The sequence below is a fragment of the Wolbachia endosymbiont (group A) of Urophora cardui genome (assembly GCF_964028435.1).
Classification (GTDB): Bacteria; Pseudomonadota; Alphaproteobacteria; order Rickettsiales; family Anaplasmataceae; genus Wolbachia.
Genome location: NZ_OZ034774.1, coordinates 1,458,293 through 1,481,420 on the forward strand (window position 1 = coordinate 1,458,293; position 23,128 = coordinate 1,481,420).

Here is a 23,128-nt window from a genome sequence, read left to right on the forward strand (position 1 = left end):
GAATGTCAGATGATAAAACAAGCAGAGGGTATCCACTGCCTCATCCAGAGAATATTGCAGTGGAAGATGTAGTACGTATTCGAAGAGCTATAGAAAAAATAGATGAAGATATGAGTGAGAGAGAAAATGAACTTAAAAGTAATTTTGAACGATTTAGATTTGAAACTTTTTTGAATTTTTGGGAATGAAAGAAGCGATATACCAAAGGATAAAGGATTTAGCAGTAATTAGCACACCTGATCAACTGGCATATCTTGCAAAATCTCTGGAATTGATAGCAGATAAAAAAGCTATTGCCAACGTTGTGCAAATGACTGAAGTAAAAGAAATAATTGATGCACTACAGAGAAGGCTTAAGGATTTAGCAGCAAACAGTACGCCAGATCAACTAGCATATCTTGCTAAAGCACTGGAATCAATAATCGGTAAAAGTTCAGTTTCTGAAATTGTACAGATGACAGATGGTAAGTTAAATGAACTTTTAAGCGCTGCAAGGACGCACTTAAGCGACATAAACAGCAATAAGGAAAATTCAATATCTGCAATAACTGAAGCGAAAACAGATTCTGTCAATGCAATTAACAAGCTTAGGGATAATTCCTTAAACACTTTAAAAGCATCATCAGATTCACACATATCGCTACTTGATACGAGAAAGAATGCCAATATTGCAGCAATAAATAGCATTAGTAACAGTCATAAAGATGGTCTTAAAGGTTTAGTAGATTGACCTTACCCAGAAAAAGTAGACAGGTAGTTAAGACGTTTTTTTCATGAAAATGATGAATCAAATTTTTCAGGAATGCAATAGTTAATAGTAGAATGTCTACGCTGTTTATTATAAAAAATTTCTATATATTCAAATATTGCGGTTTTAGCTTGTTGTGCAGAGTGTTGTGAAGTATCAATGAGTAACTCTCTCTTAAGTGAACTAAAAAAGCTCTCTGAAACAGCATTATCATAACAACAACCTTTGTGACTCATACTAGAAGTAATATTTTTTGTACTTAGTAAAAATTGATAATTTTTAGAGGTGTATTGCGATCCTTGATCGCTATGAAATAGTAGATTTTTAACGGGTTTGCGCCTATCAACAGCCATCAATAAAGCATCTATAACTAATTGCTTATTTATTGAATTACTCATTGACCAACCAACTACCATGCGTGAATATAAATCTATTATTGCTGTCAAATATAGCCATCCTTCGTTGGTGTTTATGTGTGTAATATCAGTTACCCATATCTTGTTTGGCTGATCAGTGGTGAAATTCTGATCCAATATGTTAGGAGTTATAACTCTATTGTCTGTTTGAAGTTTCTTAGTCTTAAACCTTCGTCTAAGTTGGGCTTGAATGCCATTTTCCTGCATAACATTTTGCACTGTTTTGATGTTATAATTTTTACCTAAAACCTTTAATTCAGCGTGGATTTTGGGAGCTCCGTATCTGCATTGTGACGCTTGATATATCTTTTGAATATCTTTTATGAGCTCTTCTCTTGTTGATTTTTTATTACTTTTTTCCTTAGAAATCCATTTATAATAACCACAAGCAGATACGTTCAAAAACCTGCATAGCTCTCTTATTTTACAGCAGTTTTCATGCTCTTTTATAAAAGAATATTTTACTCTTTTTGGTTTGCAAAATATCCCAGGGCTTTTTTTAAAATGTCTCTTTCCCTCGTTACTCTTGCCAGCTCTTTCTTTAAATCAAACTTTTCTTTGTCACAATGAGCTACTTTCCCTTTTCCTGGAAACGCATCTACTCCAGACATTCTATCATTGTATGTTTTTACCCATCTGCTTAATGAATCACTGCTAATACCCAAATCTCTTGCTATTTTTGCTGATGATTGACCTGTTTCTTTTACTAGTCTTATAGCTTCAATTTTGAATTCTGCTGTATATTCTTTTCTTTTTGTCATACCACACCTCTTTGAAAAAACGTTTTATTTTACTTCAAAAACGTCTTAACTTTCTGTCTACTTTTTATGGGTAAGGTCAATTACTTAAAAATGCAGTATTTGAAGCTGGAATGAATCTAGGGTCAGTAATGTTACCTACTTTAAATTATGTAGCTGGAAGTTTGAAAACAATAACAGAGCGTATAGCTTCTTTTGCAGAAAAACATCCAACTTTAACTACGGCAATCATGAGTACTTTAGCAGCTTTGATAAGTTTAAAAATTGCAGCAGTAGGACTAGGATACGGATTTACATTGCTAGGAAGTACGATTTTTGGTCTGAAAGCAAACCTACTTGGAGTATTTTCATTTTTATCAGCTACAGTTTTTCCTGCAGTAGTAACAGGACTAAGAGCAATAACGTTTGCTGTAATGAGTAACCCGATTGGACTTTTAGTAGCAAGTCTTGTCACTGGTGCAGCTCTTGTTATCACTAACTGGCAAAAAGTGAAAGACTTTTTCTCTAGCTTTTGGAAATCACTCATTAAACCTATAGGAGAAACCTTTTCATGGATGGGAAATACAGTTAGTAGCATATTTGCTGAGAATAGCCCGATTAGAAAATTTGAAAATAATAGAAATTCTGTTAATAAGCTTTCTAAAAATAGTATTTTCAGTAATGGAAACCCATTGACAAATAATAGTGCTATTAAACAATTTTCAGAAAATAGCAAAAGCAATTTTGAAAGTTTTAAAGTTAAAAGTGTTATAGAAGAAAAAAGAGCTATGGAGCAAGAAGAAGTTGAGAAAGCATTCAAGAAAAGTAGATGTGAAAATAGGGAATCGAAAGTATATAACCAAGCATTCTATCAAACGTTTAATATCAATATTAAGTCTGAAGATGTGCGCAGCGTTGCTGATGCAGTAATAGAAAGATTTAGAGAACAAGCACGTGGAGCACTTTTTGATATAGTTGAAGAGTTGCATTAATGTTGTTTGGAAAATGTAAGCTTGAACCAACAAGCCTAAGATACAGTAAAGAAGAAAGGTGGTATACAATTGAATGTATTGAAAAAACGTCGCTACAAAACATTGGTTCAGGAATTGAATGTATTGATTTAACAGGAGTGATTTATTCACGTTATCAGAGTAATGGCTTAGAACAGCTAAAAAATATACGTAACACTCAAGAACCACACGTTCTAGTTGATAATTCAGGAAGTGTATTTGGAAATTTTGTCATTACTAATGTAGAAGAAAAGCAGATATTATTTTTTCCTGATGGAAAACCGAGAAAAGTTGAGTTTATTTTGAAGTTAAAAAGTTACAGTAAGTGATTTATTATTACACGAAAGAAAACGAAATGTTGGATTACATTTGCTGGAAACATTATGGATACAGTAGTGGAGCAGTGGAGGAAGTATTGCTTGAAAATCCAGGCCTTGCAGAATACGCAAGCTTTTTGCCCGCTGGATTAAGAATTAAGCTTCCTAAAATCCAGAAAATATCGAAAGAATCTGTCATAAATATTTTAGATGAATGACGCCAGACTTTGATATAGTAGCAAAAAATAACCCAGTAACAGAGGTTTTAAAAAAGAGTTTAATATTATTACGTGTTACTGATGGATCCGGTACTACAAGTGACGAAGCTGAGATATATATTAGTTATAACTCTAGCGCTTTAGAACTTAAGGGTAATTTACAAATTTTTCTCGGATACAAAGAAACAGGTTTATTGCCTATGGGAGTATATAAGGCAAATCAAATTACAATACAAAGTCCACCGCAAACTTTAAGAATAAAATGTGATGCTGCAAGTTTAAGAGGATCATTAAAGGAAAGAAAATCAAAGGAATGGAAGGACATTACCTTAGGAGATTTAATTAAAGAAATAGCACAAAAGCATGGGTATGAAGGTAAAGTCGCTGAAAGATTTGAAAATATATTTATACCACATATCATTCAAGCAGATGAAAGCGACATGAGTTTTTTGGAAGGGTTAGGGAAAAAATATGATGCACTAGTAAAACCAGCAGGAGGATATATAATTTTTATTCCAAAGGGAGAAGCAAGATCAGCAACTGGAAAGATGTTAGGCACAACAGTACTTACACCTAAAGATGTTATAAATTGGGAGGTAAATTTTAATGTGCGTAACAAATATGGATCTGTTATTGCAAAATGGCACAGTTATGAAAAGGGAGAAACTATAGAAGAGAAAGTGGGAAATGAGGGTCCAAGTTATACCCTGCAAACGCTTTACTCTACCGCAGAATCAGCAATTAGTGCAGCAGCAGCTAAGTTAAGACAACTAAAACGTAGTACATCAAACTTAAATGTAACTGTTCCTGGTAATCCAGAATTATTTGCAGAAGCTAAGATCAGCCTTTCAGGATTTTGTCAGGAAATTGAAGGTGAATGGATAATTAGCAAGGCAGAACATATTCTCAATAATAGGGGATATCAAACTATAGTAGAGGCAACAGTGAGCAAAGCTGTTTAAGTGAAACTTAAGCAAATGATTATTTAATTCTAGATGGGTATAATTATTGCAGTACTACATGAGCAGAAATGTAAGAAGGCTTTTTCATAAAAATTCAATTATACGTCAAGGAGAATTTGATGGATTAATTTTTCTTATAGTGCTAACGGTGTGTATTGTGGTTATATATTTTTCCTTGTTTAAAAAAGGAGATGAGAGTTACAGCGCCACATTAGAAATCGCAGCTAAGAACTGTGACTTGGAAACTGTGAAATCCTTGATAAAAGATAATATAAGTATTGGTGAAAAATCATTACGTTATGTTGCAGGAGAAGGATGTTTAGAAATCGTAAGGTTTTTAGTAGAAGATGGTATTGATATTAATGCTACTAATAAATTTAAATGGACAGCGCTACATTCTGCTGCAGATCAAGGCTATTTAGAAATCGTTGAGTTTCTATTAGAAAAAGGAGCGAATCCTAACATAAAGGATAGCAATGGAAAAAGCCCTAGAAGAATAGCTGTAATGGCATCAAGGCACAACAAAGATAAACCTTACAGAGAAATAATAAAGCTACTTGCAGAAGCAGAGGATCGATACAAATCAATAGAAAGAAATCACTAAAGCTGTAAGTTTTCTATAATCTGTATATAAACTTCTAAAACTATCTATAACAAGTTAATATTTTCACATGAAAAAGCAAAAAATCCCAATCACAGTAATAGTAACGATGGTAATACAGACCATAGCAACAATTTGGTGGCTCGCTAAGCTTGATTTAAAAGTACAAATTCATGATCAATTTATAGAACGAAATCACGAACTAATGGAAACAGTTTATCGACTTGAAGAGAGAGTGAAAAACCTCACTGAAGAAGTCAATGAACTTGAAGCTATTCACAAACACAAATAAGAACTAAATTTTCAGTGACAAAGTACATTTTATCTGTAGATGGAGGTGGCATTAGAGGGATAATACCTGCCATTATTCTAGCAGAAATTGAATCTAGGACAAAAAAGCCAATTTCCCAGATTTTTGATTTAATGGCAGGAACCTCAACCGGTGGGATTATTGTTGCTGGACTTTGTAAAAGCAATAAACTTCAATACTCTGCCAATGATTTGGTTGAACTTTACCAAGAGTATGGAGCATATATCTTTCAATCATCATTTTGGAGAAAATCAATTGCTTCTTGGCTGAGTGGTTCTCAGTACTCATATAGAAATATGGAATTTATTCTCAACAAATACTTTGGTGAAAGTACTATGGCCGATGTTGCGAGTAATCTACTACTCACCAGTTATGACATTCACAATAGTTGTGAATTTTTCTTCAAAAGTTGGAAAGAAGAAAACATTAAGTTAAAAGATGCACTCAGAGCTACAACAGCTGCTCCAACGTACTTCACACCAAAACGTCTGAAAATTAGCCAAACAGAGAGAGTGTTGATAGATGGCGGAGTGTTTGCCAATAATCCAGCGGCTTGTGCATATGCAAGTGGTAAAAGGTTATTTCCAAATGATGAGATTATACTGCTATCAATAGGTACTGGTGGAACAAATAGAAGTATAAAGTATGCTAACTCAAGGAGATTTGGCAAAATAGGGTGGATCAAGCCACTACTGAATGTGATGTTTGCTTCTGGATTGGATTGCGTTGATTATCAACTAGAACAAGTAATAGATGATAAATACATAAGAATACAATCGCAATTGAAAGTAGCATCGACTGAGATGGACAATATTACACTCAAAAATATCAAATCTCTTCAGCAAGAGGCAAATGCAATGATAAAGGACAACCAGAAATTAATAGATAAACTTTGCGATTTCATATCTTAATTTATACCAAGCAAAATTCAACTGAGCCAAAAAAGTTGGTTAGCAAATTCTACTGGTTAAATCATTAACTAACTTTACTTATATCTTAAACACATTCAATTTTCACACTCACCCAACTCATCAGCAGTTAGGCCACTTGCTCGCACAATAATATCAATAGCAACACCTTCCTTAACTAGATCTTTTGCAATCTTGATTTTCTCTGCTTTTTTAACCTTTTCTTTACCAGTTTGCATTCCTTCAGATAAAGATCTGGCTACCGTATCCAGTAATTCTTGATCCTCAATTTTTTCGCATTTACCTACAAACCTCAAAACTGGCTCATTTTCATATTCTGTTAGTCCAAGAGCTTTAATGTTAACTGATAATGTCTTTGCTATCTTATATAATATTTCAATTGGAATGTCTGTATATCCTCGTTCATAGTTGTGTATTTCTTTAGGTGTTGAACCTATTTTATTTGCCAAGTCCTCCTGAGTGTATTCCCGTATTAATCTCTGCTCTTTTATCCTTTTCCCCACTTTGTAGAGTATAGAATCAGTACAAATTTCTTTCTCTATATCATCATATTCATAAGTAGATAAGCGAGTCACTTGGGAAATAATATCAACTGAAACTCCTTCTTTCACTAGATTCTTTGCTACTTCTATTTTCGCTTCTTCTTGGCTAATTTTCTCGCTAATATATACAAACCTTACTAATGGATACAGCTTCTTGCGTAATTCCTGATCCTTAATTTCTCTATGTATTTTTGTTAGATAGACTATTTCTTTATCCTCATCTTCATACCAACTGTTTTCTCTTAGTACTGTTGGTACTGGAAGTAGATCTATAACATTAACTGATAATGCTCCTGCTATTATATACGATTCTTTGATTGTAATAGCCTTGCACCCTAGTTCAAAGTTATGTATTTCCTTATATGTTAAACCAATTTTGCTTGCTAATTTTGCCTGAGTATACCCTTGTACTATCCTACAACCTTCTATTTTTTTCCCTAGCTCGTAGCTCAATATGCTCTGAATTATCATAGATAAATCCTCTAAAAGCTGTTTTTCCTACAGAAGCAAACATATATTCTATCACAAAAAAATCCACTATTGGCTAAGTTTTTATGAAATCACAAAAATTCCTCAATCATATAATTTGATAAGCCTGTCGTTTGCAAGATAATATCAACAGAAATTCCTTCTTTCACTAAATTCCTTGCAACTTCAATCTTCTTTTCCTCTCTGACCTTTTCTCTACAAACATGTATACCTTCAAATAAAGACTTGATTAGCATATCGCGTAATTCCCGACTCTCAATCTTTTTGTATTCTTCTATCAACTTTGATAGCTTTTCTTCCGCTTCACTATCCTCATCTGATTCGGGAAGTAGATCTATGATACTGATTGATAATACCTTTGCTATTTCATCTAACATTTCAAGTGAGACAGCAGCTCTCCCTTGTTCATACTCGTATATTCCTTGATTTGTTATGCCAACTTTATTCGCTAAATCTTTTTGTGTATATCCTCGTATCAATCTCCACTCTTTTATCCTTTGCCCTACTTTGTATGGAATGGGAATTTTGTTCTCCTCACACTCACCAATAGATAAGTTAGTTGTTCGAGAGATAACATGAGCAGAAACTCCTACTTTCATCAAACCCCTTGCTACTTCTATTTTTACCGCTTTTCTGCTTCTTTCCTCACTCAAACGAATAAATTTGGTTAATAAATAAAATACCTCGCTTAATTCTTTATCTTTATAACCCTTTACTAAATTTAATATTTCTTCATCTTCAAAATATCTTTTTTCATTTGGTAGCGTCTCTCCACAAACTAGACCTTTAACATTTACTGATAATGCTTCTGCTATAGCATATAATTTCTTAATTGGAATTTTACGACTCCCTTTTTCATATTGCAGTATTGCCCAGTACTTTACACCAACCTTCTCCGCTAAATCCTTCTGAGTATACCCTCTCTCTAACCTCCAATTTTTTACTTTTTGCCCTACCTCACAGTCTAGACTTTTTTCCATACAAAGAACCATACATATAATATTTTCTACTATAGCTCAAAGGCTCCAGATATAATGGTAGACTCTGGAACCTTAAAATAAATGAATTAAAGCCCCCTAAAAGTTTCTTTACTATTTTCACGTACTTTATCTACCCATGAAGACAATTTTTCACTTGGGCTATCAACCTCCTTCATAAGCTGCTTGCTATTCCATATGCCACATCTCATAAAACTTCCCTTTTCTACTGCTTCTTTAAGTTTTACTCCAGCAAAAAGACAATTTTTTCCTATTTCTTCGCCTCTTTCTTGTAATTTAGACCACATTTCCTTATTTTCTACTCTGACTTGTACTTGATCATATTTTTTTACATCGTGGTACAATATAATATCTAGCTTACCAATGCTTGTAGGAAATTCTAATATAATAGAGCTTCCATCTGACATATCGATATAGTTTCTTATACCTCCCTTCTCACTTTTAACCTCAACTGCATCATTGCCAATTTTTAAAATATTACTTCCTAACTCTCTCAGTATTTTGGCTACCTCTACCTTGCTATCCCCAGAAAATTCTATATACGATGTTGTATTATCTATTTCAACATCTATTAATTCTCCTTCTTGCACAGCACTTTCTCCAGCTTTCTCTAGTTCTTCTAGTCTCTCATCTATCTGTGGCTGAACTTCTGGTTGTAGCTCATTATAGATTTCACCTATCAATTTATTCTCCAATAAAGTATCATGAAACTCTGCACCGTTTAGCATTAGTTTACGTATTAGCTTTTTACGATCAGCCTTATCAAATTTATGAAAATGTGTACCCAATATTACATACTCAGCAAAGCTCCATTCCCCATCATTACATGCATTTAGCCTTTCTCCAGATGCTAATACTTGGTCTATGGCTTTATGCAATTCATTTACGCTTTTTGCCTCTACTACAGAACTCTTAAACCAGCTTAACTTTTCACTTTCGCTTGCACTTGGCTTTATTTTTTTCAAAGCTGAAGTAAATGGATTTAAATATTCTGCTTGATCGTTTAAAGGTTTTGTACCATATATATAATCAAGCCCTTTTCCATAGTTGATTTGAACGTCTCTATTAGAGGAGGGCACTTCTCCAGGTTTTTTAGCCTTATTAATTTTGCCTACAAAGGTGGATTGCTCCTTAGTACGACCAATTCCTATAATCGCATTTGATATTTCACCCTTTGATAATCTATCAAGATCAACATTTAATTCGTAAACACCTCCTTCTTGATCATCAAAAGGTACAATTATTTTATTAACCATATTAGCCTCCGCTATTAAATATACTTTACTAAGTCTACAACCGACTTTATTACTTTATTATTAACTTAATATATACTTTTTCATTAATTATAAGCAATAATTAATGCATTTACAAATACTTTCTTCATTCAAGTAGTTAAACAGCTCATGAAAATCTTCAAACATCTCCTTTATAACAGTCCTTGCTCTTTAAAGCTAAAATACCCAACACTTGTGATGATAATATGATCCAGTAACCTAATCCCTATAGTCTGACAAGCTTTAGCCAAGTCTTTAGTTACAGCTTCATCCTCATCAGATGGCTTTAACCTTCCTTCTGGGTGGTTATGCGATATTATTATTGACGTCGCTTTTCTTATTAATGCCTTTCTTGTTACTTCTCTTATGTAAAAAGGTACCTTATCTACTGTACCAGTAAACACTTCTTCCCCCTTTAAACGGCACTTTTGATCAAAATATATTATTTTCATCTTTTCCTCCTCTGAATAGCCAATACTCACCCTTAAATATTTTACTATGGTTTCCAAGTTATCCATTACAGGTCCTTTCTTTAACTCTTCTCTTGGTACTCTCTTTGCAGCTTCCTTTAGGCATAAAATTACTGCTACTGTAGAGTCAGTTATCCCTTCTATAGTTTTCAAGTCATCTATTTCCTGGCCTAAAACTCCTCCTATTCCAAAACTATCTATTAGCTTTCTAGCAATAATTCGAGCTTCTTCCCTGTCATGCACTGCACTTAGAAACGTTTCTATTACTTCACGATCAAGTAGTGCTTTACCGTTGCTTTCTAATGCTCTGAATTCTATTTCTTCTCTACGATCTTTCTTATTATTCATAAAAATTACCCTTCACTAATAACAAAATGTTTTTATATATTTACTGCTGTTTTTTTGTCAGCATTGGCATAGAGCCATAGCTTTCGAGTGAAGTCAAATCAATTTTTCAATCTTTTTTACTTATTTTTTCATCAAAAAGTAAAGATATTAATAGATACTGATTTTTTTATTTTAAATTTGTTGAATTTCGTCTAAAGAGATGCCCACTGTTTTTAAAATAATATTGATAGAAATTCCTTCCTTAACTAAGTTCTTTGCAATTTTTATCTTTTCTATTTTCTTTACTTTCTCTTTGCAAACTTGTATGATTTCAAGCAGAGACTTTATTAGTACATAACGTAGTTCTTGGCTTTTAATCTTTTTGTATTCTTCTATTAACCTTGATAGCTCTGCTTCACTATTCTCATTTTCTGTTGTTTCTGGAAGCAGATCTGTAATATTAATTAGTAGTACCTTTGCTATTTCATCTAACATTTCAAGTGAAACAGCAGCTCGTCCTTGTTCATATTCATATATTCTTTGATTTATTATACCCACTTTACTTGCTAAATCTTCCTGAGTGTATCCTCTTCTCAACCTCCATTCTTTTATTCTTTGACCTACTTTATACGGAATGGAAATTTTTTTCTCATCATTATCATATTCATCAATAGATAAACTGGTCGTTTGAGAGATAACATGAGCAGAAACTCCTTCCTTAACTAAACCCTTTGCCACCTCTACTTTTACTGCCTTTCCACTCTCTTCCTCACTAATACAGATGAATTTAGTTAATAAATAAAACGTTTCGCGTAATTCTTGATCCTTAATCTCTTTATGTCTTCTTACTAGATTTACTATCTCTTCTCCCTCATACCTTTGCTTATTTGATACTTCTTGTCCGCAAGCTAGATCTCTAGCAGTTGTTGATAATGCTTCTGCTAATTCATATAACTTCTTAATTGAAATTCTGCGTGTTCCTTTTTCATATTGCAGTATTACCTGATATGTTGTTCCGATTTTTCCCGCTAAATCTTTTTGAGTATATCCTTTTGCTAACCTACAACTTCTTACTTTCTGTCCTAGTTTGTAATCTAAAGATTCAAGGTCGCTAGCGGTCATTCTTTTTCGTAACCTGCCATTTTAGAAATTTTATATAGAAGTTTTGCTAGCATATTGTTATCTTTATTGAAGAGTAGTATATTAAACTTCTATGCTGTGACAAGCTAAGAAGTTCACACTTTAAATAGGTATCTTTGAGGCTGCTAAATCACGAATCCATTTGTTGGCCTTTTAATGTACCTTATAGAAGAGTTGATAAAAAGATCTATAAAAGGACGTCCAAGGTGCGTACTAGGGTCATCTATGAAGGTAGTTTTTTACCAACTCTTGAAATTTAGCTAACTTTAATAGACTTTGGCATAAAAACGTTGAATATTTCTTCACAATTGTGTATAATTATTAATGCTTTTTAGGTACTCGCGCTATGGCTCTTTCGAAGTTTCTCGATCCAAAATTAGACTTAACATTTAAAAAAATATTCGGTACTGAAAAAAATAAGAATATCCTTATTCACTTTTTGAATGATATCTTAGGCTTTACTGGAGTCAATGCTATTCAAGATGTTGAGTTCCTCAGCACCATTATGGACCCTGAAATTGCCTCTGATAAGCAGAGTATTGTTGATGTTCTGTGCAGAGATTCCACTGGGGCCAGATACGTGATTGAGATGCAACTCGCTCGTGATAAAGGCTTTGAAAAACGTGCTCAATTATATGCTGCTAAGGCTTACTCAAGGCAGGCTGATAAAGGTGGTAAGTACATTGATTTAAAGAAGGTTTTCTTTATTGCTATTTCCAATTGTAATTTATTTCCTGATAAGCCTGATTATATATCTAGCCATACCATAAGAGATGAAAAAACTAACGAGCATGACTTAAAAGATTTTCAATTTATTTTCATTGAGTTACCAAAGTTTCCTAAGAGTAGAGAAGAACAGCTAGAAAATGTAGTAGATCGTTGGCTATTTTTCTTCAAATATGCAGAAGAAACAACTGATGAAGATTTAAGGAAAATAGCAGAAAAGTCACCGATAATAAAGCTAGCATATGATGAATTAGACAAGTTTCATTGGAATGAGAAAGATCTCGTAGCTTATGAAGAAAGGGTCATGGATTTACAGAAAGAAGCTGCTATCTTGGAACAAAAACTCGATGATGCTAAACATGAAGGTAGACAAGAAGGTATCCAAATCGGCCATCAAAAAGGTAAAATTGAAGGTAAAATTGAAGTTGCAAAAAATTTACTTAAAGCTGGCATCTCTATTGACGTTGTATCACAAACTACGGGCCTTTCTTTAGATGAGATTAAGAAATTAATTTAACCTTATTCCTAGTCAAATGGCCTTGAACTGAAGCATTACTTAAATAACTTTGAGGCTCTAAACTCATTTGCTTTGCATCATCAACTTCTAATCTACCATCTCTGTTGTGTAATATCTGCTCTATTGATTGATTTAGCAGACCCTTATTAAATTGAGCTATAAACTTGTCAAATTTCTTCGGATTTAATTTACCAGCTTCTTCATCAGGACATGCTTTCTCTACATACGATTTTAAAATCCCTGAAATTTCATTGAATTTACCACCCATGATTTTTCCAGTAATCTCTTTGTGCATTCCCACAAAATCAATATTCAATCGATGCATTGATACACCACTTTTTAATCCAGCTTGCTCTACTACTTTCTCAAATTCCTTTGTAATATTTAATGCATAGCCCTGTGCTTCTAGTGGGGATATAGACTGACCTACTGTAGAAATATACTTTTGACCTGTAACTTTTCTAATTAATAAATCAAGTAACATTATTGTACCATTTACATCGATTGGTGGACTAATTTGTGAGATTGAACTTTGAGTGAATGTTTTCTCAGGTAAAGCAGCTCTAGAACCTAATAACCCACTCACAGAGCTTCTTATCCAACCAAATACATTTATCCATGAAGATGGTCTTGTGCCACTACTTGCTGCTATCTCAGGTTGATTTATAGCAAGTGGTTTTCTTGAAATATGATGACGAGCATGATCTCCATGGTGATGACGACGTCTGCGTTGCACAGGTTTTTCTCTTTCTTCCTTGAGTTTTTCTTTTAAATATTCCACAATATCATTGTGTCCTTCGCTTCTAGCAATATCTAGCGGTGTTCCATCAGCATTACATTTAGCATTAATGTTGGCCCCCTTAACTATAAGGTACTCTACTACATCCAAATGACTACTCCAAGAAGCCCAGTGCAGTGGTGTATGACCTTGTGTATCAGTATCATTAACGTTAGCTCCCTTGCTTATCAGATCTATAGCCTTATTAAGATCACCACCTTTTGCTGCGATCAACAATTTTTTATCTAAGTCTAATTGCGTTTGCTTCAAATATTCTACAACATCACTAAGTTTTTGATAGGCAGCAATATCTAGCGGTGTTTTACCAGCCTTGCACTTAGCATTAATGTTGGCTCCCTTACTTATAAGGTATTTTACTACATCTAAATAACCAACAGCAAGGTGCAGAGGAGTATCATCATTGTTATCTTTAACATTAACATTAGCTCCCTTGCTTATCAGATCTATAACTTTATTAAGATTACCACCTTTTGCTGCGATTAACAATTCTTTATTCAAATCTAATTGTGCTTGTTCTAGATATTTTACAACATTATTATGTTTTTGATCGATAGCAACATTTAACGGTGTTTTACTACCCTTGTCTTTGGCATTAATATTAGCCCTTTTATCTACAAGATACTTTGTTATATTTAGATACCCACCCCAAGAAGCCCAATGTAGTGGTGTCCAGTAACCATTATCTATTATATTAACATCGACTTTCTCTTCATCTATAAAATATTTTACTATATCTAATTTACCGTTGGAAGCAGCACAGTGCAGGGGAACTCTGCCACTATTATCTCTGATTTCTAAAATATTTTTCTCACCTATAGAACATTTAATTATATCTAAATGATTACCTAAAGAAGCATTACATGGAAGAGTGCTACCATTATTGTATTTAAATATTGAATCAGCGTATTCTTTTATCAAAAACTTTGCAACCTCTAAACGTCCTCTCCATGCAGCATAGTGCAGTGGTGTGTAACCTTGTTTATCAGTATCATTAATACTTACTCCCTTGCTAAGAAAAAACTCTATGATATCTTTACTATTATTCTCAGCAGCAACATGTATAGACTTTTTACCATAAGGGCCTTTATCTGCAGCATTAATATCAGCGCCTTTCTTTACCAAAAACTCTGCAACTTCTAAATGACCTTTGTATGCAGCCCAATGTAGTGGTGTCCAACTGTACTTATCTCTAGTATTAACATTAGCATTTCGACTAATAAGACTCTTCACTTTATTGAGATCGCCATTTTGTACTGCAGTCAGCAATTCTTTATCTAAATCTGACTGTACTTGTTCTATTATTTGTATTATATCTGTATAACCTTCTTGCACAGCCAAATCCAAAGGTGTTTTACCATCCTTGTCTTTAGCGTTAATATTAGCACCTTTATTGAGAAGAAGTTTGACTGTACTTGGTTTATTTCCTTGTATAGCTAAATGTAAAGGTGTTGAACCGTTATTATTTACATCATTAATGCCACTAGCATTTCTATCTAAAAGAAATTCAACTATTTCAAGCTTACTATCATACTGAGCAGCCACATGTAAAGGTGTATTACCATACACATCTTTAGCTTTAATATTAGCGTTCTTATCAAGAAGAAACTTAACTATGTCGAACTTGTTGCTAAAAACAGCAAAGTGTAAAAGTGTCCAATCATTACTACCTTTAGTATTCAATCCAGCACCTTGATTTGCAAGGCCTTCAACTTTATTGAGATCTCCATCTTGCACTGCAGTCAATAATTCTTTATCCAAATCTAACTGTGCTTTTTTCAAAAATTCTATTACATTTACGCGATTCTTTTGAGCAGCTAATTCTAAAGATGTTCTACCGTCAGCAGTTAAAGCATTAATATTAGCGCCTCTCTCAACAAGATACTTAACTACATCTAATGAACCCAATTGAACAGCCCAATGAAGAGGCATCCAACTTTCATTATCTTTGGCATTAATATCAGCACCGTTATTTACGAGAAGTTTAACTATATTTAAATTATTCTTTTGAATTGCCCAGAACACAGAGGCCCAACCCAGCCTACTTTGAGCATTAACATTAGCACCTCGTCTGATATTGTCTTTAACTTTGCCAAGATCTTCTTTTTCTACAGCAATCAATAACTCTCTATCCAGATTTAATTGTGTTTGTTTTAAAATTTCTACTATATCTGTGTAACCCTTTTGCTCAGCCAACTCTAAAGGTATTTTACCATCTTTATTTTTAGCCTTTAAACTAGCTCCTTTTTCTATAAGATATTCTACTACTTTTAAGCGATCATTATTACAAGCATTATGTAGAGGAGTATTATCTTTAGTCTCTAAATTTGCACCTTGAGCGATAAGATCTTTTACTTTATCAAGATTACCACCCCTTGCATTAATTAATAACCCTTGATCCAACTCCGCCTTCTTCAAAATTTCTATCATATTTCCTTTAGTAGCTAAACCTAAAGGCGTTTGGCTATTCATGTCCGTAACGTTGACACTAGCACCTCTATCAAGAAGGAGTTTGACTACACTCAACCTGTTCGCATCAACAGCAAGATGCAAAGGCTTTTTATTATCTTTGTCTTGAGATTCGGTATCAACACCTTCATCAAGAAGAAATCTGACCATATCTAAATTACCCTCTTGCACAGCAAAATGTAAAGGCGTTCCTTGAATCGTTATTTCATTATTAAATTTAGCACCGTTACCAATAAGAAGCTTTACTGCACCCCATTTACCTAACTGAGCAGCATAAAGTATCGGTGTCCAAGCAATATTATCTTTAATTTCAATATTAGCACTTCTATCAATAAGGAACTCAACCATGTCCAAATTATCCTTTTGAGTAGCAAAGTGTAAAAGTGTTTTACCTTCCTTATCTTGAACATCAACATTAGCTCCTCTATTAAGAAGAAGTTCTACTACACTCCACCTACCTGACTGAGTAGCGAGAAATATTGGTGTGTACCCAAATTTATCTTGAACTTCAATATTAGCACCTCTATCAAGAAGAAGTTTCACCTTATCAAATTCACCCGCCTCGGAAGCAAGATGCAACAGTGTTCTGTCAAGTTTACCTTGAGCATTTATGTCTCCACTGTTTGGAACCTCTGAATGTATAGAACTCTCTTGTGAATTAACAATAGAACTCACATTATTTAATTTATCAATACTGTCTGAATTATTTATTTTATCCATTTCGTTACTTAATAATATCTCTTTGTCAGTAAATTTTATAGTTAATGTTTTCATTTTAGATTCTTTATAGAAATCCTTAAACCGTATAATACATAACTCACTTGCCTCTATATCAGCATTAAAGGCATTGGTAACTATCAAGTCGTACTTATCATGAAGATAGGTATACTGCCCTGCTTTTTTAGATATTACTAATTTATTCTTTTCTTCTATGTCTTGAGGTGTTACTACAATAATTTTTTCATCAGAAATAAAGAACGAAGACTTTAAACCTAAACTATCATCTATTTCCATCGGTGCATTATCAAGAATAATTTGTAATTTTTTATACCACTTATTTACAAGGGCATCTTTTAGCCTAACTGTTACTACATCTTGCTGCAAGCCGGTAGCTGATATAGATAACTTAATTAATAAATCACTTTTGTCTTTAATAACTGTTGGTATCGGTTTTATACTCAAATCCCTATCTACTTGTTGCACCAACTGATGTAAATCTAATGTACTTCTTAAACTTTTCTTTCCATTGACATCATCATTAATCACTACTTCTTGAATAGGGAAGTTTTCAATATCAAGTGTTTCATAACCTGAAGTAATTGCACATACATCGTTTCCGCTTAGAACAATATTTCTTCTCCCACTTGCATTGAGTTCACTACATACATCTCTCCTCATAGAATCCGCAGCATTGCTTCTCCCTCTATTATTTAAATAAATATCTAAATCTAACTTATTTTTTGACTGATTTAAAAAGGTGTGCCTTTCAACATCTTCAACTATAGCAGATATTCTACTTGCTATTTGCTGACTATTTTCTTCAGTCAATATTGACTGATAGTCTACTACAGTTTGATTATAACCATTTAATTCTTGTATGCTACGTCTCTTGCGAGTAGATCCACAATCTTCAATTTTCCACTTAAATTGATCATTATTTCTATTTGAAGGCCAAGTGAACACATACCGCCTATCCCTGTCACAATTGTTTAAGTGGTACATACAATCATTATTAGGTGAGTACAAGTACCTTCCATACTCAACATTTTTTAGATACACATTACCACCATCAAGCTCAACTTTCCACTTGCCATTGTTTCCTAGCTTTGAAGGCCAGGTAAATACATACCGCCTATCCCTGTCACAATTGTTTAAGTGGTACATACAATCATCATTAGGTGAATACAAGTACCTTCCATACTCAACATTCTTTAGATACACATTATCGCCATTGAGCTCAACCTTCCACTTAAATTGATCACCATTTCCATTTGAAGGCCAAGTGAACACATACCGCCTATCCCTGTCACAATTGTTTAAGTGGTACATACAATCATTATTAGGTGAGTACAAGTACCTTCCATACTCAACATTTTTAATACATACTTCTGATGAAAATACTGCATTTCTCACTGATTCTGGTAATTTATTTTTTAGCCTTTCAAGATCAGATTTCTCTTCTGAATTGACCCTAGGCATTTTCATGGTCTCTCTAATAGAGTAAGCTAATTTGAACATTGCACCATCATTCTTTGGTATTTTGTCAAACGCAGCTATATAACCTGGAATAAACTGACCAATATAATGGTGACTGCGTATAAACCTTAATATTCCTTCTATACCTACACCCGCGTATGTGTCATTTACAGCTTCCTTAATTGCTTCATTAAACAACCTTTCATCGAAATTATAAACCTTATCTATGAGTTCAATAGTCGAAGCACTACGACTATGCAGTATACCCTCCTTTAGCACCTTTTTGGCTGCACTTTTTATTGAATCTCTTAAACTACTTATACAAGACTCTACCAATCTTTTTGCATTAGATGGAATATTTGCTTGGTTAACAACTTCCTTCTTTAAAAATCCAACCTGTTTTATCATTTTAGATGCGTCATTACTTTTAGTCTTGATCCTGTTACAAAGAAGTTCAATTACACCTGAGTCATTATTGTAAGCAGCTAAGTACAGAGGTGTTCTACCATCGTTGTTTTTAGCCTCGATATCAGCACCTCTATCAAGAAGAAGATTAATTATATTTTGCTTGGCTTCTTCAACAGCCAAATGCAGGGGTGTCTGACCCTCCTTACTTCTAATTTCAATGTTAGCACCTTTATCTACAAGAAAACTAACCATATCAAAGTTGCTGTAATGAACAGCATAGTGTAAAAGTGCCCAATTATCATTGTTACAACTAGTTAAGGCATTAATGTCACCTTTCTTCTCTAAAAATGATTTAAATATACTTTCGCTTAATTTCACATTACCGTTATAAACAGCATGATTCAAAGTCGTCCAGTTCTTTGAACACTGGTTTTTATACTCAACATCAGCTTTACTTTTTCTAGCAGTTTTATCAAGAAGAGTTTTAACTTCATCCCATTTACCTTCATAAATTGCTGTGCTTACCAAAGGTTTCAATACTCCCAATCCTGAAGTGATCATCCACTTATTGCACTGATCTATTATGTTTGAATCATAGCCATTCAGCAAAAGGTTGTTTTCTAACTTTTCAAGCAATGTTAAAATCTGATTACTACTTGGCGTTTTATTTTTTAATTCCTCAATTTGTTCTAAACTACAGGAACTTTCTGTAAAGCTAACCCGGTCTTGCAGTGAAGGAAAACCAAGACATTGATGTACTGGATCTCTATTTTCTCTTTCAAAATCGTCAACTGATATTAAACATTTAAAGTCATTTTCTACTTTAGGGGTATATTTACTTCTATTTTGATAATTTTCTGAAGCTTTATCAATTAAAGCTTGTATTTTTCTTACCTCAGGCAAACTAAACCTATCTAACTTACGGATTGTTATTGGTTCTAAACCCAGATCGAATTCCAATGTGGAAATTCTATAAGATTCAGAATTATTCCAATTGTTTATGTTGATCGTATGATTAGACTTCTTATCACGAAATATCAGATCTGTACCACTACTAGAAACTTCAACCTGATCCGGAGTAATATTTTTTAGTACCATTACTCCTATTCGTTCCTCATCTTGTCCTACAGAAGTAGAGATATTTTTTTCTAATTTTTGATTGTGCTGAATGATACTAGTAGAATCACTAAAGTCTTCAATATATTCTTTTACAATTCTTTCATAATCACCTCTAAGTTTATCCTTATACTCCACTACATTATCAACATTTTCTAATAAGCCAGAAGATAGGAAAAGGTCATTATTATTCCATAAAGAATAAGAAATATTTTCCCATTTACTTCGATCAGTATAGAATCCTTCTATTCTAATGATAAAAGGATTTTCACTTTCTCTTATTAATAAGAGATCATCCTTATCTTTATATTTCTCAATATCTTCAAGACGGGAATCTATCACTACATGATCATCTTCAAAATCTTTAGGCAATAAAAACATATTCTGAGTTTGTGTAGCCTGTAAAAAAGGAACTAATTTATCCTTTCCCGAAGAAAAGGGAGAACAAGACATTGATTGTATATTGGGGATAAAAGTTTCTCCTTTTTTGTTCATAATTATAAGATGCCTATAATTAGGATCTTGAAAGTAGTTTTTCACTCGAATGTTACTATTATTGTATTTTAAATACAGATCACATTGCTGGATTGAAAAATCTTTCTCAACTGCCGACATAAATAGTGTATCTAGTTTTTTATCACTTGAGTTATTATCAATTTTTACTTCTCTACTATTTATATCATTGCTAATAAAATACACATCACTTCCTCCTCCTCCCCTAGCAAACATAGTTCCTTGATCGAAGTTAATTATATCATCTCCTGAAGAACCAAAAACCATGTGTGAAACTACACTATTATTTTGACTTTGTGTTTTACCTCTAACAACGCTCAAGACTTTATAACCCTTATGATTATTTAGAATTTTCTTGTAATGATTTTCTACAGCTCTAAAACCCTTTAGAGAATGTTCTGAATGTAATTCAAATGAGGTGATTTTTATAGTTGATGAATCTGATCTTTCAATCTTAGGAACAATATTACTACCATTTTTATCTATTAGTACAAAGTAAGGCTTATTACTGCTTCGCTCAACGTAATTTTTTATATCGAGAGTAAATTGATTATTTTGACCAAAATTTATTTTCAAAGATAAAGTATTACTGTTTTTAGAGTAAGTTATTTGATCACAATCACTTAATAAATCAAATTCAGGAAAACTTACAGTTCCTGTTCCATCTACGTCAATTTCTGAATATAACCCCCTACCCTTATAGTCTGCAGTTTTTACGTAAAAAGTATAATTGCTTTTTCTACCTTTGACTCTAGTATACGGCGAAATAATTACTTTTTTGCAACTTTCAACTACATCTTTCTCATTGTTGTTAGAGCCACCACCACTATCTATGATAACGTCACGATCATCGGTTCCTGTAAAGTGTTCAGAATAACCCATGCACAAGATCTTATCTACCTTGTCCTTCCTTCCAACATAATGGTAATTAAAGAGGTTATTACTAACATAATCATCAATCAACAAACGACTATTTATTTTTACCTTTAATCTTCCATATGCACTAGGCTTAAAACGATAGTCAACATTTACTCCTATAACTTTCTCTTTTGTTAACTGGCTTAAATCAAGTATATTAGTAGAGTTGCTTCCACCAATAATTTTACCTGAAAAGCTAGGGTTATTTACAAGAACAAATCTGTTTGCTACATTATTGCCACCAGTTATTCCTGCTGTACCTGAGTAAATTAGAAAATTATTGTTCCACACATTACTTCCAGCAATGGTACCTCTGTCCACATTTTGTAAATCGTAAACAATCGTCTTGTCTTTCTGTTTCATCTTTACTCTACCACCGTGGTCAATAATCATTGCATTTTCACAGTAGTATACAGCCGACTTAACTGAGCTTTTAATACCTTTTTCATAATCTTGATTAGTAATCTGTGGTAAACAAATCCTGTCAGCACCTTTGATATAATCAGGTACAACACGTGAAAGATTTTTTGTATTGGCATTTGTTCTATTCATCATAATCGTTGCATAATCTGGACGAAGAGTATTACCGTTTATTTTTCCAAGACCAATACTATAAGCAACAACATTACTAGGGTCATTATTTAAAGCTTTCCAAACTCCTTTAGCTAGACTATTAACCATTTCCTTTCTTGCTGCAAGATGTTGTACATCTTGTGGTACAGGTTGAAAAGCAAATGTATGCCAAAAAATACGCCAATTTTCATCATGGGTTGTATCATACTTTTTCTCGTACTCCACGATATTGCTAACACCACTATAAACTCCGGAAGCTACCATCAATGCAACTCCAACTGCAATGCCGATTCCAGGCATACCAAGTGCTGTAAGAGCAACACCAGACACAAACGATATAGTGGAAAAAGATATAGTTGCTATATTATCTCTTATTTCTTTCTCTCCACATGGATTATCACTATTCTCTCTTTTTTTACAATCAACAAGATTGTTTACTGACATGCCTATATCAACAATATCAAAGACACCAGTTACAGCTCCTGCTGTACCTCTTGCTATTGTACTTCCAAATTTTACTCCCACAACTCGAATAGCAAATTTTGTCTGTTTACCTAAAGTACCTGGTATAATTTTTCCCACAACCTTTTCAGCTGATGCTACAACTTTTGGAGTAATTTTAACCATTACATTTTCAATCGGTTGAGATGCAAAAGACCATCCTATTCCGCCTAGATTTAATCCACAATCTGTAGCTGTCCCTTCCTTGCAAGATACGATAGCACCATGGATCCCTCTTATTAATTGTATCCCACCAGCAGCATTCATTAACCTGCCTTTTAATTTTGAGCCTTTTGTTGCACTGCTAGCTTGCTGTGAGATATCTCCATGCAAATTCTTAACACGTTCATTCTGAACATAGCGTTCATACCCTTGATCTCCAACAACCTTATCAAGTAAATACTTACGATCACCTTCAATACTTTTATCTCCAACAAACTCTACTAGTTGAGCGTTTTTTGCTTCATCTTGACTATTTTTAACATAAGTTAGGAACTTTTCACTATCAATTATAGTTTTGTCTACATTATTTTCATCTACCTTTCCTTTACTAAACTTTTCTACATCACTCTTTGAAAATAAACAAGGATTGACACTTCTTTTGCTTCTACCACCAGACCTTACACAACTGTTTAGGTTGAATTTCTTCCTATTTGCTTGTGTTTCAGCAAGTATAGCTTCATCTAAGTTAGCTATACGTTGTGGATCTATACTTAATCTATCTGAAATATTTTCTCTTTGTTCTTGAAAATATGCTTCATTTCGATTAAATAGTAACAGATCTCTAACCCAATCGGAATCATAGCCATTTGCTATCATTTGGTTTAGGGAGTGAGCATTTTCTAATGCCCATAAGCCGCAATTGTGACCATCTGTTTGTTGAGCAATAGAAACGTCATTAACGGTA

General features: G+C 33.5%; 16 protein-coding genes and 2 pseudogenes. 10 read left to right on the plus strand and 8 right to left on the minus strand.

Translation table 11 applies throughout. The annotated features are described in order from the left end of the window. Nucleotides 1-2 precede the first annotated feature (2 nt). On the plus strand, nucleotides 3-188 hold the full coding sequence (locus tag ABWU38_RS07080) for a hypothetical protein (protein ID WP_214303306.1): 186 nt from the start codon (nucleotides 3-5) through the stop codon (nucleotides 186-188). Continuing rightward, nucleotides 185-727: pseudogene (locus ABWU38_RS07085) on the plus strand (hypothetical protein); the annotation flags it as partial. The gene ABWU38_RS07080 and the pseudogene ABWU38_RS07085, both read left to right, overlap by 4 nt. 44 nt (nucleotides 728-771) lie before the next feature. On the opposite strand, the gene ABWU38_RS07090 reads toward ABWU38_RS07085, so the two are convergent. Then, entirely contained in the window at nucleotides 772-1,650 is an 879-nt protein-coding gene (locus ABWU38_RS07090; RefSeq protein WP_264374805.1) for an IS3 family transposase, read from the minus strand. Further along, nucleotides 1,626-1,925, minus strand: coding sequence for a transposase (locus ABWU38_RS07095; RefSeq protein WP_264374494.1), 300 nt, complete (start codon nucleotides 1,923-1,925; stop codon nucleotides 1,626-1,628). Before ABWU38_RS07095 ends, ABWU38_RS07090 begins: the two co-directional genes overlap by 25 nt. A 92-nt stretch (nucleotides 1,926-2,017) precedes the next feature. On the opposite strand from ABWU38_RS07095, the pseudogene ABWU38_RS07100 reads away from it, so the two are divergent. The 7 genes and pseudogenes from ABWU38_RS07100 to ABWU38_RS07130 form a co-directional block, all read left to right on the plus strand. After that, nucleotides 2,018-2,893 (plus strand): annotated as a pseudogene (locus ABWU38_RS07100) (phage tail tape measure protein); the annotation flags it as partial. Next, complete coding sequence (locus tag ABWU38_RS07105) at nucleotides 2,893-3,240, plus strand: phage tail protein (RefSeq protein WP_214303300.1); 348 nt, start codon at nucleotides 2,893-2,895, stop codon at nucleotides 3,238-3,240. The pseudogene ABWU38_RS07100 and the gene ABWU38_RS07105, both read left to right, overlap by 1 nt. Next, nucleotides 3,237-3,446, plus strand: a complete 210-nt coding sequence (locus ABWU38_RS07110; protein ID WP_343327296.1) for a tail protein X — start codon at nucleotides 3,237-3,239, stop codon at nucleotides 3,444-3,446. Before ABWU38_RS07105 ends, ABWU38_RS07110 begins: the two co-directional genes overlap by 4 nt. Beyond that, the gene (locus ABWU38_RS07115) at nucleotides 3,443-4,408 is read left to right on the plus strand and encodes a phage late control D family protein (RefSeq protein ID WP_264339203.1); all 966 of its coding nucleotides are present in this window, start codon (nucleotides 3,443-3,445) and stop codon (nucleotides 4,406-4,408) included. Before ABWU38_RS07110 ends, ABWU38_RS07115 begins: the two co-directional genes overlap by 4 nt. A gap of 58 nt (nucleotides 4,409-4,466) precedes the next feature. Continuing rightward, nucleotides 4,467-5,012: an ankyrin repeat domain-containing protein gene (locus tag ABWU38_RS07120; protein ID WP_214303457.1), complete on the plus strand. Its 546-nt coding sequence runs from the start codon at nucleotides 4,467-4,469 to the stop codon at nucleotides 5,010-5,012. A 67-nt stretch (nucleotides 5,013-5,079) separates the two neighbouring features. Further along, entirely contained in the window at nucleotides 5,080-5,301 is a 222-nt protein-coding gene (locus ABWU38_RS07125) for a hypothetical protein (RefSeq protein WP_214303297.1), read from the plus strand. 14 nt (nucleotides 5,302-5,315) lie between these two features. Next, complete coding sequence (locus tag ABWU38_RS07130) at nucleotides 5,316-6,230, plus strand: patatin-like phospholipase family protein (protein ID WP_264376222.1); 915 nt, start codon at nucleotides 5,316-5,318, stop codon at nucleotides 6,228-6,230. A gap of 95 nt (nucleotides 6,231-6,325) precedes the next feature. On the opposite strand, the gene ABWU38_RS07135 is transcribed toward ABWU38_RS07130, so the two are convergent. The 5 genes from ABWU38_RS07135 to ABWU38_RS07155 form a co-directional block, all read right to left on the minus strand. Beyond that, nucleotides 6,326-7,261 (minus strand): helix-turn-helix domain-containing protein, encoded by a 936-nt coding sequence (locus tag ABWU38_RS07135; protein WP_264374905.1) that lies wholly within the window; start codon nucleotides 7,259-7,261, stop codon nucleotides 6,326-6,328. Nucleotides 7,262-7,350: 89 nt separating this feature from the next. Next, nucleotides 7,351-8,259, minus strand: coding sequence for a helix-turn-helix domain-containing protein (locus ABWU38_RS07140; RefSeq protein ID WP_264374906.1), 909 nt, complete (start codon nucleotides 8,257-8,259; stop codon nucleotides 7,351-7,353). 86 nt (nucleotides 8,260-8,345) lie between these two features. Continuing rightward, nucleotides 8,346-9,533, minus strand: a complete 1,188-nt coding sequence (locus ABWU38_RS07145) for a hypothetical protein (RefSeq protein ID WP_264376223.1) — start codon at nucleotides 9,531-9,533, stop codon at nucleotides 8,346-8,348. Nucleotides 9,534-9,703: 170 nt separating this feature from the next. Continuing rightward, nucleotides 9,704-10,369 carry a RadC family protein gene (locus ABWU38_RS07150; protein WP_262986252.1) on the minus strand — a complete coding sequence of 222 codons (666 nt, stop codon included), beginning with the start codon at nucleotides 10,367-10,369 and terminating at the stop codon, nucleotides 9,704-9,706. A gap of 171 nt (nucleotides 10,370-10,540) precedes the next feature. Then, complete coding sequence (locus ABWU38_RS07155; RefSeq protein ID WP_264377138.1) at nucleotides 10,541-11,470, minus strand: helix-turn-helix domain-containing protein; 930 nt, start codon at nucleotides 11,468-11,470, stop codon at nucleotides 10,541-10,543. A 364-nt stretch (nucleotides 11,471-11,834) separates the two neighbouring features. Here ABWU38_RS07155 and ABWU38_RS07160 point away from each other — a divergent pair, with 364 nt between their 5' ends. Beyond that, the gene (locus tag ABWU38_RS07160; protein ID WP_264376226.1) at nucleotides 11,835-12,731 is read left to right on the plus strand and encodes an Rpn family recombination-promoting nuclease/putative transposase; all 897 of its coding nucleotides are present in this window, start codon (nucleotides 11,835-11,837) and stop codon (nucleotides 12,729-12,731) included. On the opposite strand, the gene ABWU38_RS07165 is transcribed toward ABWU38_RS07160, so the two are convergent. After that, entirely contained in the window at nucleotides 12,715-23,040 is a 10,326-nt protein-coding gene (locus ABWU38_RS07165) for an ankyrin repeat domain-containing protein (protein ID WP_353272741.1), read from the minus strand. The two genes, ABWU38_RS07160 and ABWU38_RS07165, sit on opposite strands and share 17 nt — an antisense overlap. Nucleotides 23,041-23,128 lie beyond the last annotated feature (88 nt).

Excerpts from the sequence above, each read along its gene's own strand:
- ABWU38_RS07125 (WP_214303297.1), top strand. The coding sequence starts at position 5,080 with ATGAAAAAGCAAAAAATCCCAATCACAGTAATAGTAACGATGGTAATA.
- ABWU38_RS07155 (WP_264377138.1), bottom strand. The coding sequence starts at position 11,470 with ATGACCGCTAGCGACCTTGAATCTTTAGATTACAAACTAGGACAGAAA.
- ABWU38_RS07105 (WP_214303300.1), top strand. The coding sequence starts at position 2,893 with ATGTTGTTTGGAAAATGTAAGCTTGAACCAACAAGCCTAAGATACAGT.
- ABWU38_RS07115 (WP_264339203.1), top strand. The coding sequence starts at position 3,443 with ATGACGCCAGACTTTGATATAGTAGCAAAAAATAACCCAGTAACAGAG.
- ABWU38_RS07150 (WP_262986252.1), bottom strand. The coding sequence starts at position 10,369 with ATGAATAATAAGAAAGATCGTAGAGAAGAAATAGAATTCAGAGCATTA.
- ABWU38_RS07080 (WP_214303306.1), top strand. The coding sequence starts at position 3 with ATGTCAGATGATAAAACAAGCAGAGGGTATCCACTGCCTCATCCAGAG.
- ABWU38_RS07120 (WP_214303457.1), top strand. The coding sequence starts at position 4,467 with ATGAGCAGAAATGTAAGAAGGCTTTTTCATAAAAATTCAATTATACGT.
- ABWU38_RS07160 (WP_264376226.1), top strand. The coding sequence starts at position 11,835 with ATGGCTCTTTCGAAGTTTCTCGATCCAAAATTAGACTTAACATTTAAA.
- ABWU38_RS07165 (WP_353272741.1), bottom strand. The coding sequence starts at position 23,040 with ATGATAGCAAATGGCTATGATTCCGATTGGGTTAGAGATCTGTTACTA.
- ABWU38_RS07140 (WP_264374906.1), bottom strand. The coding sequence starts at position 8,259 with ATGGAAAAAAGTCTAGACTGTGAGGTAGGGCAAAAAGTAAAAAATTGG.
- ABWU38_RS07135 (WP_264374905.1), bottom strand. The coding sequence starts at position 7,261 with ATGATAATTCAGAGCATATTGAGCTACGAGCTAGGGAAAAAAATAGAA.
- ABWU38_RS07095 (WP_264374494.1), bottom strand. The coding sequence starts at position 1,925 with ATGACAAAAAGAAAAGAATATACAGCAGAATTCAAAATTGAAGCTATA.
- ABWU38_RS07145 (WP_264376223.1), bottom strand. The coding sequence starts at position 9,533 with ATGGTTAATAAAATAATTGTACCTTTTGATGATCAAGAAGGAGGTGTT.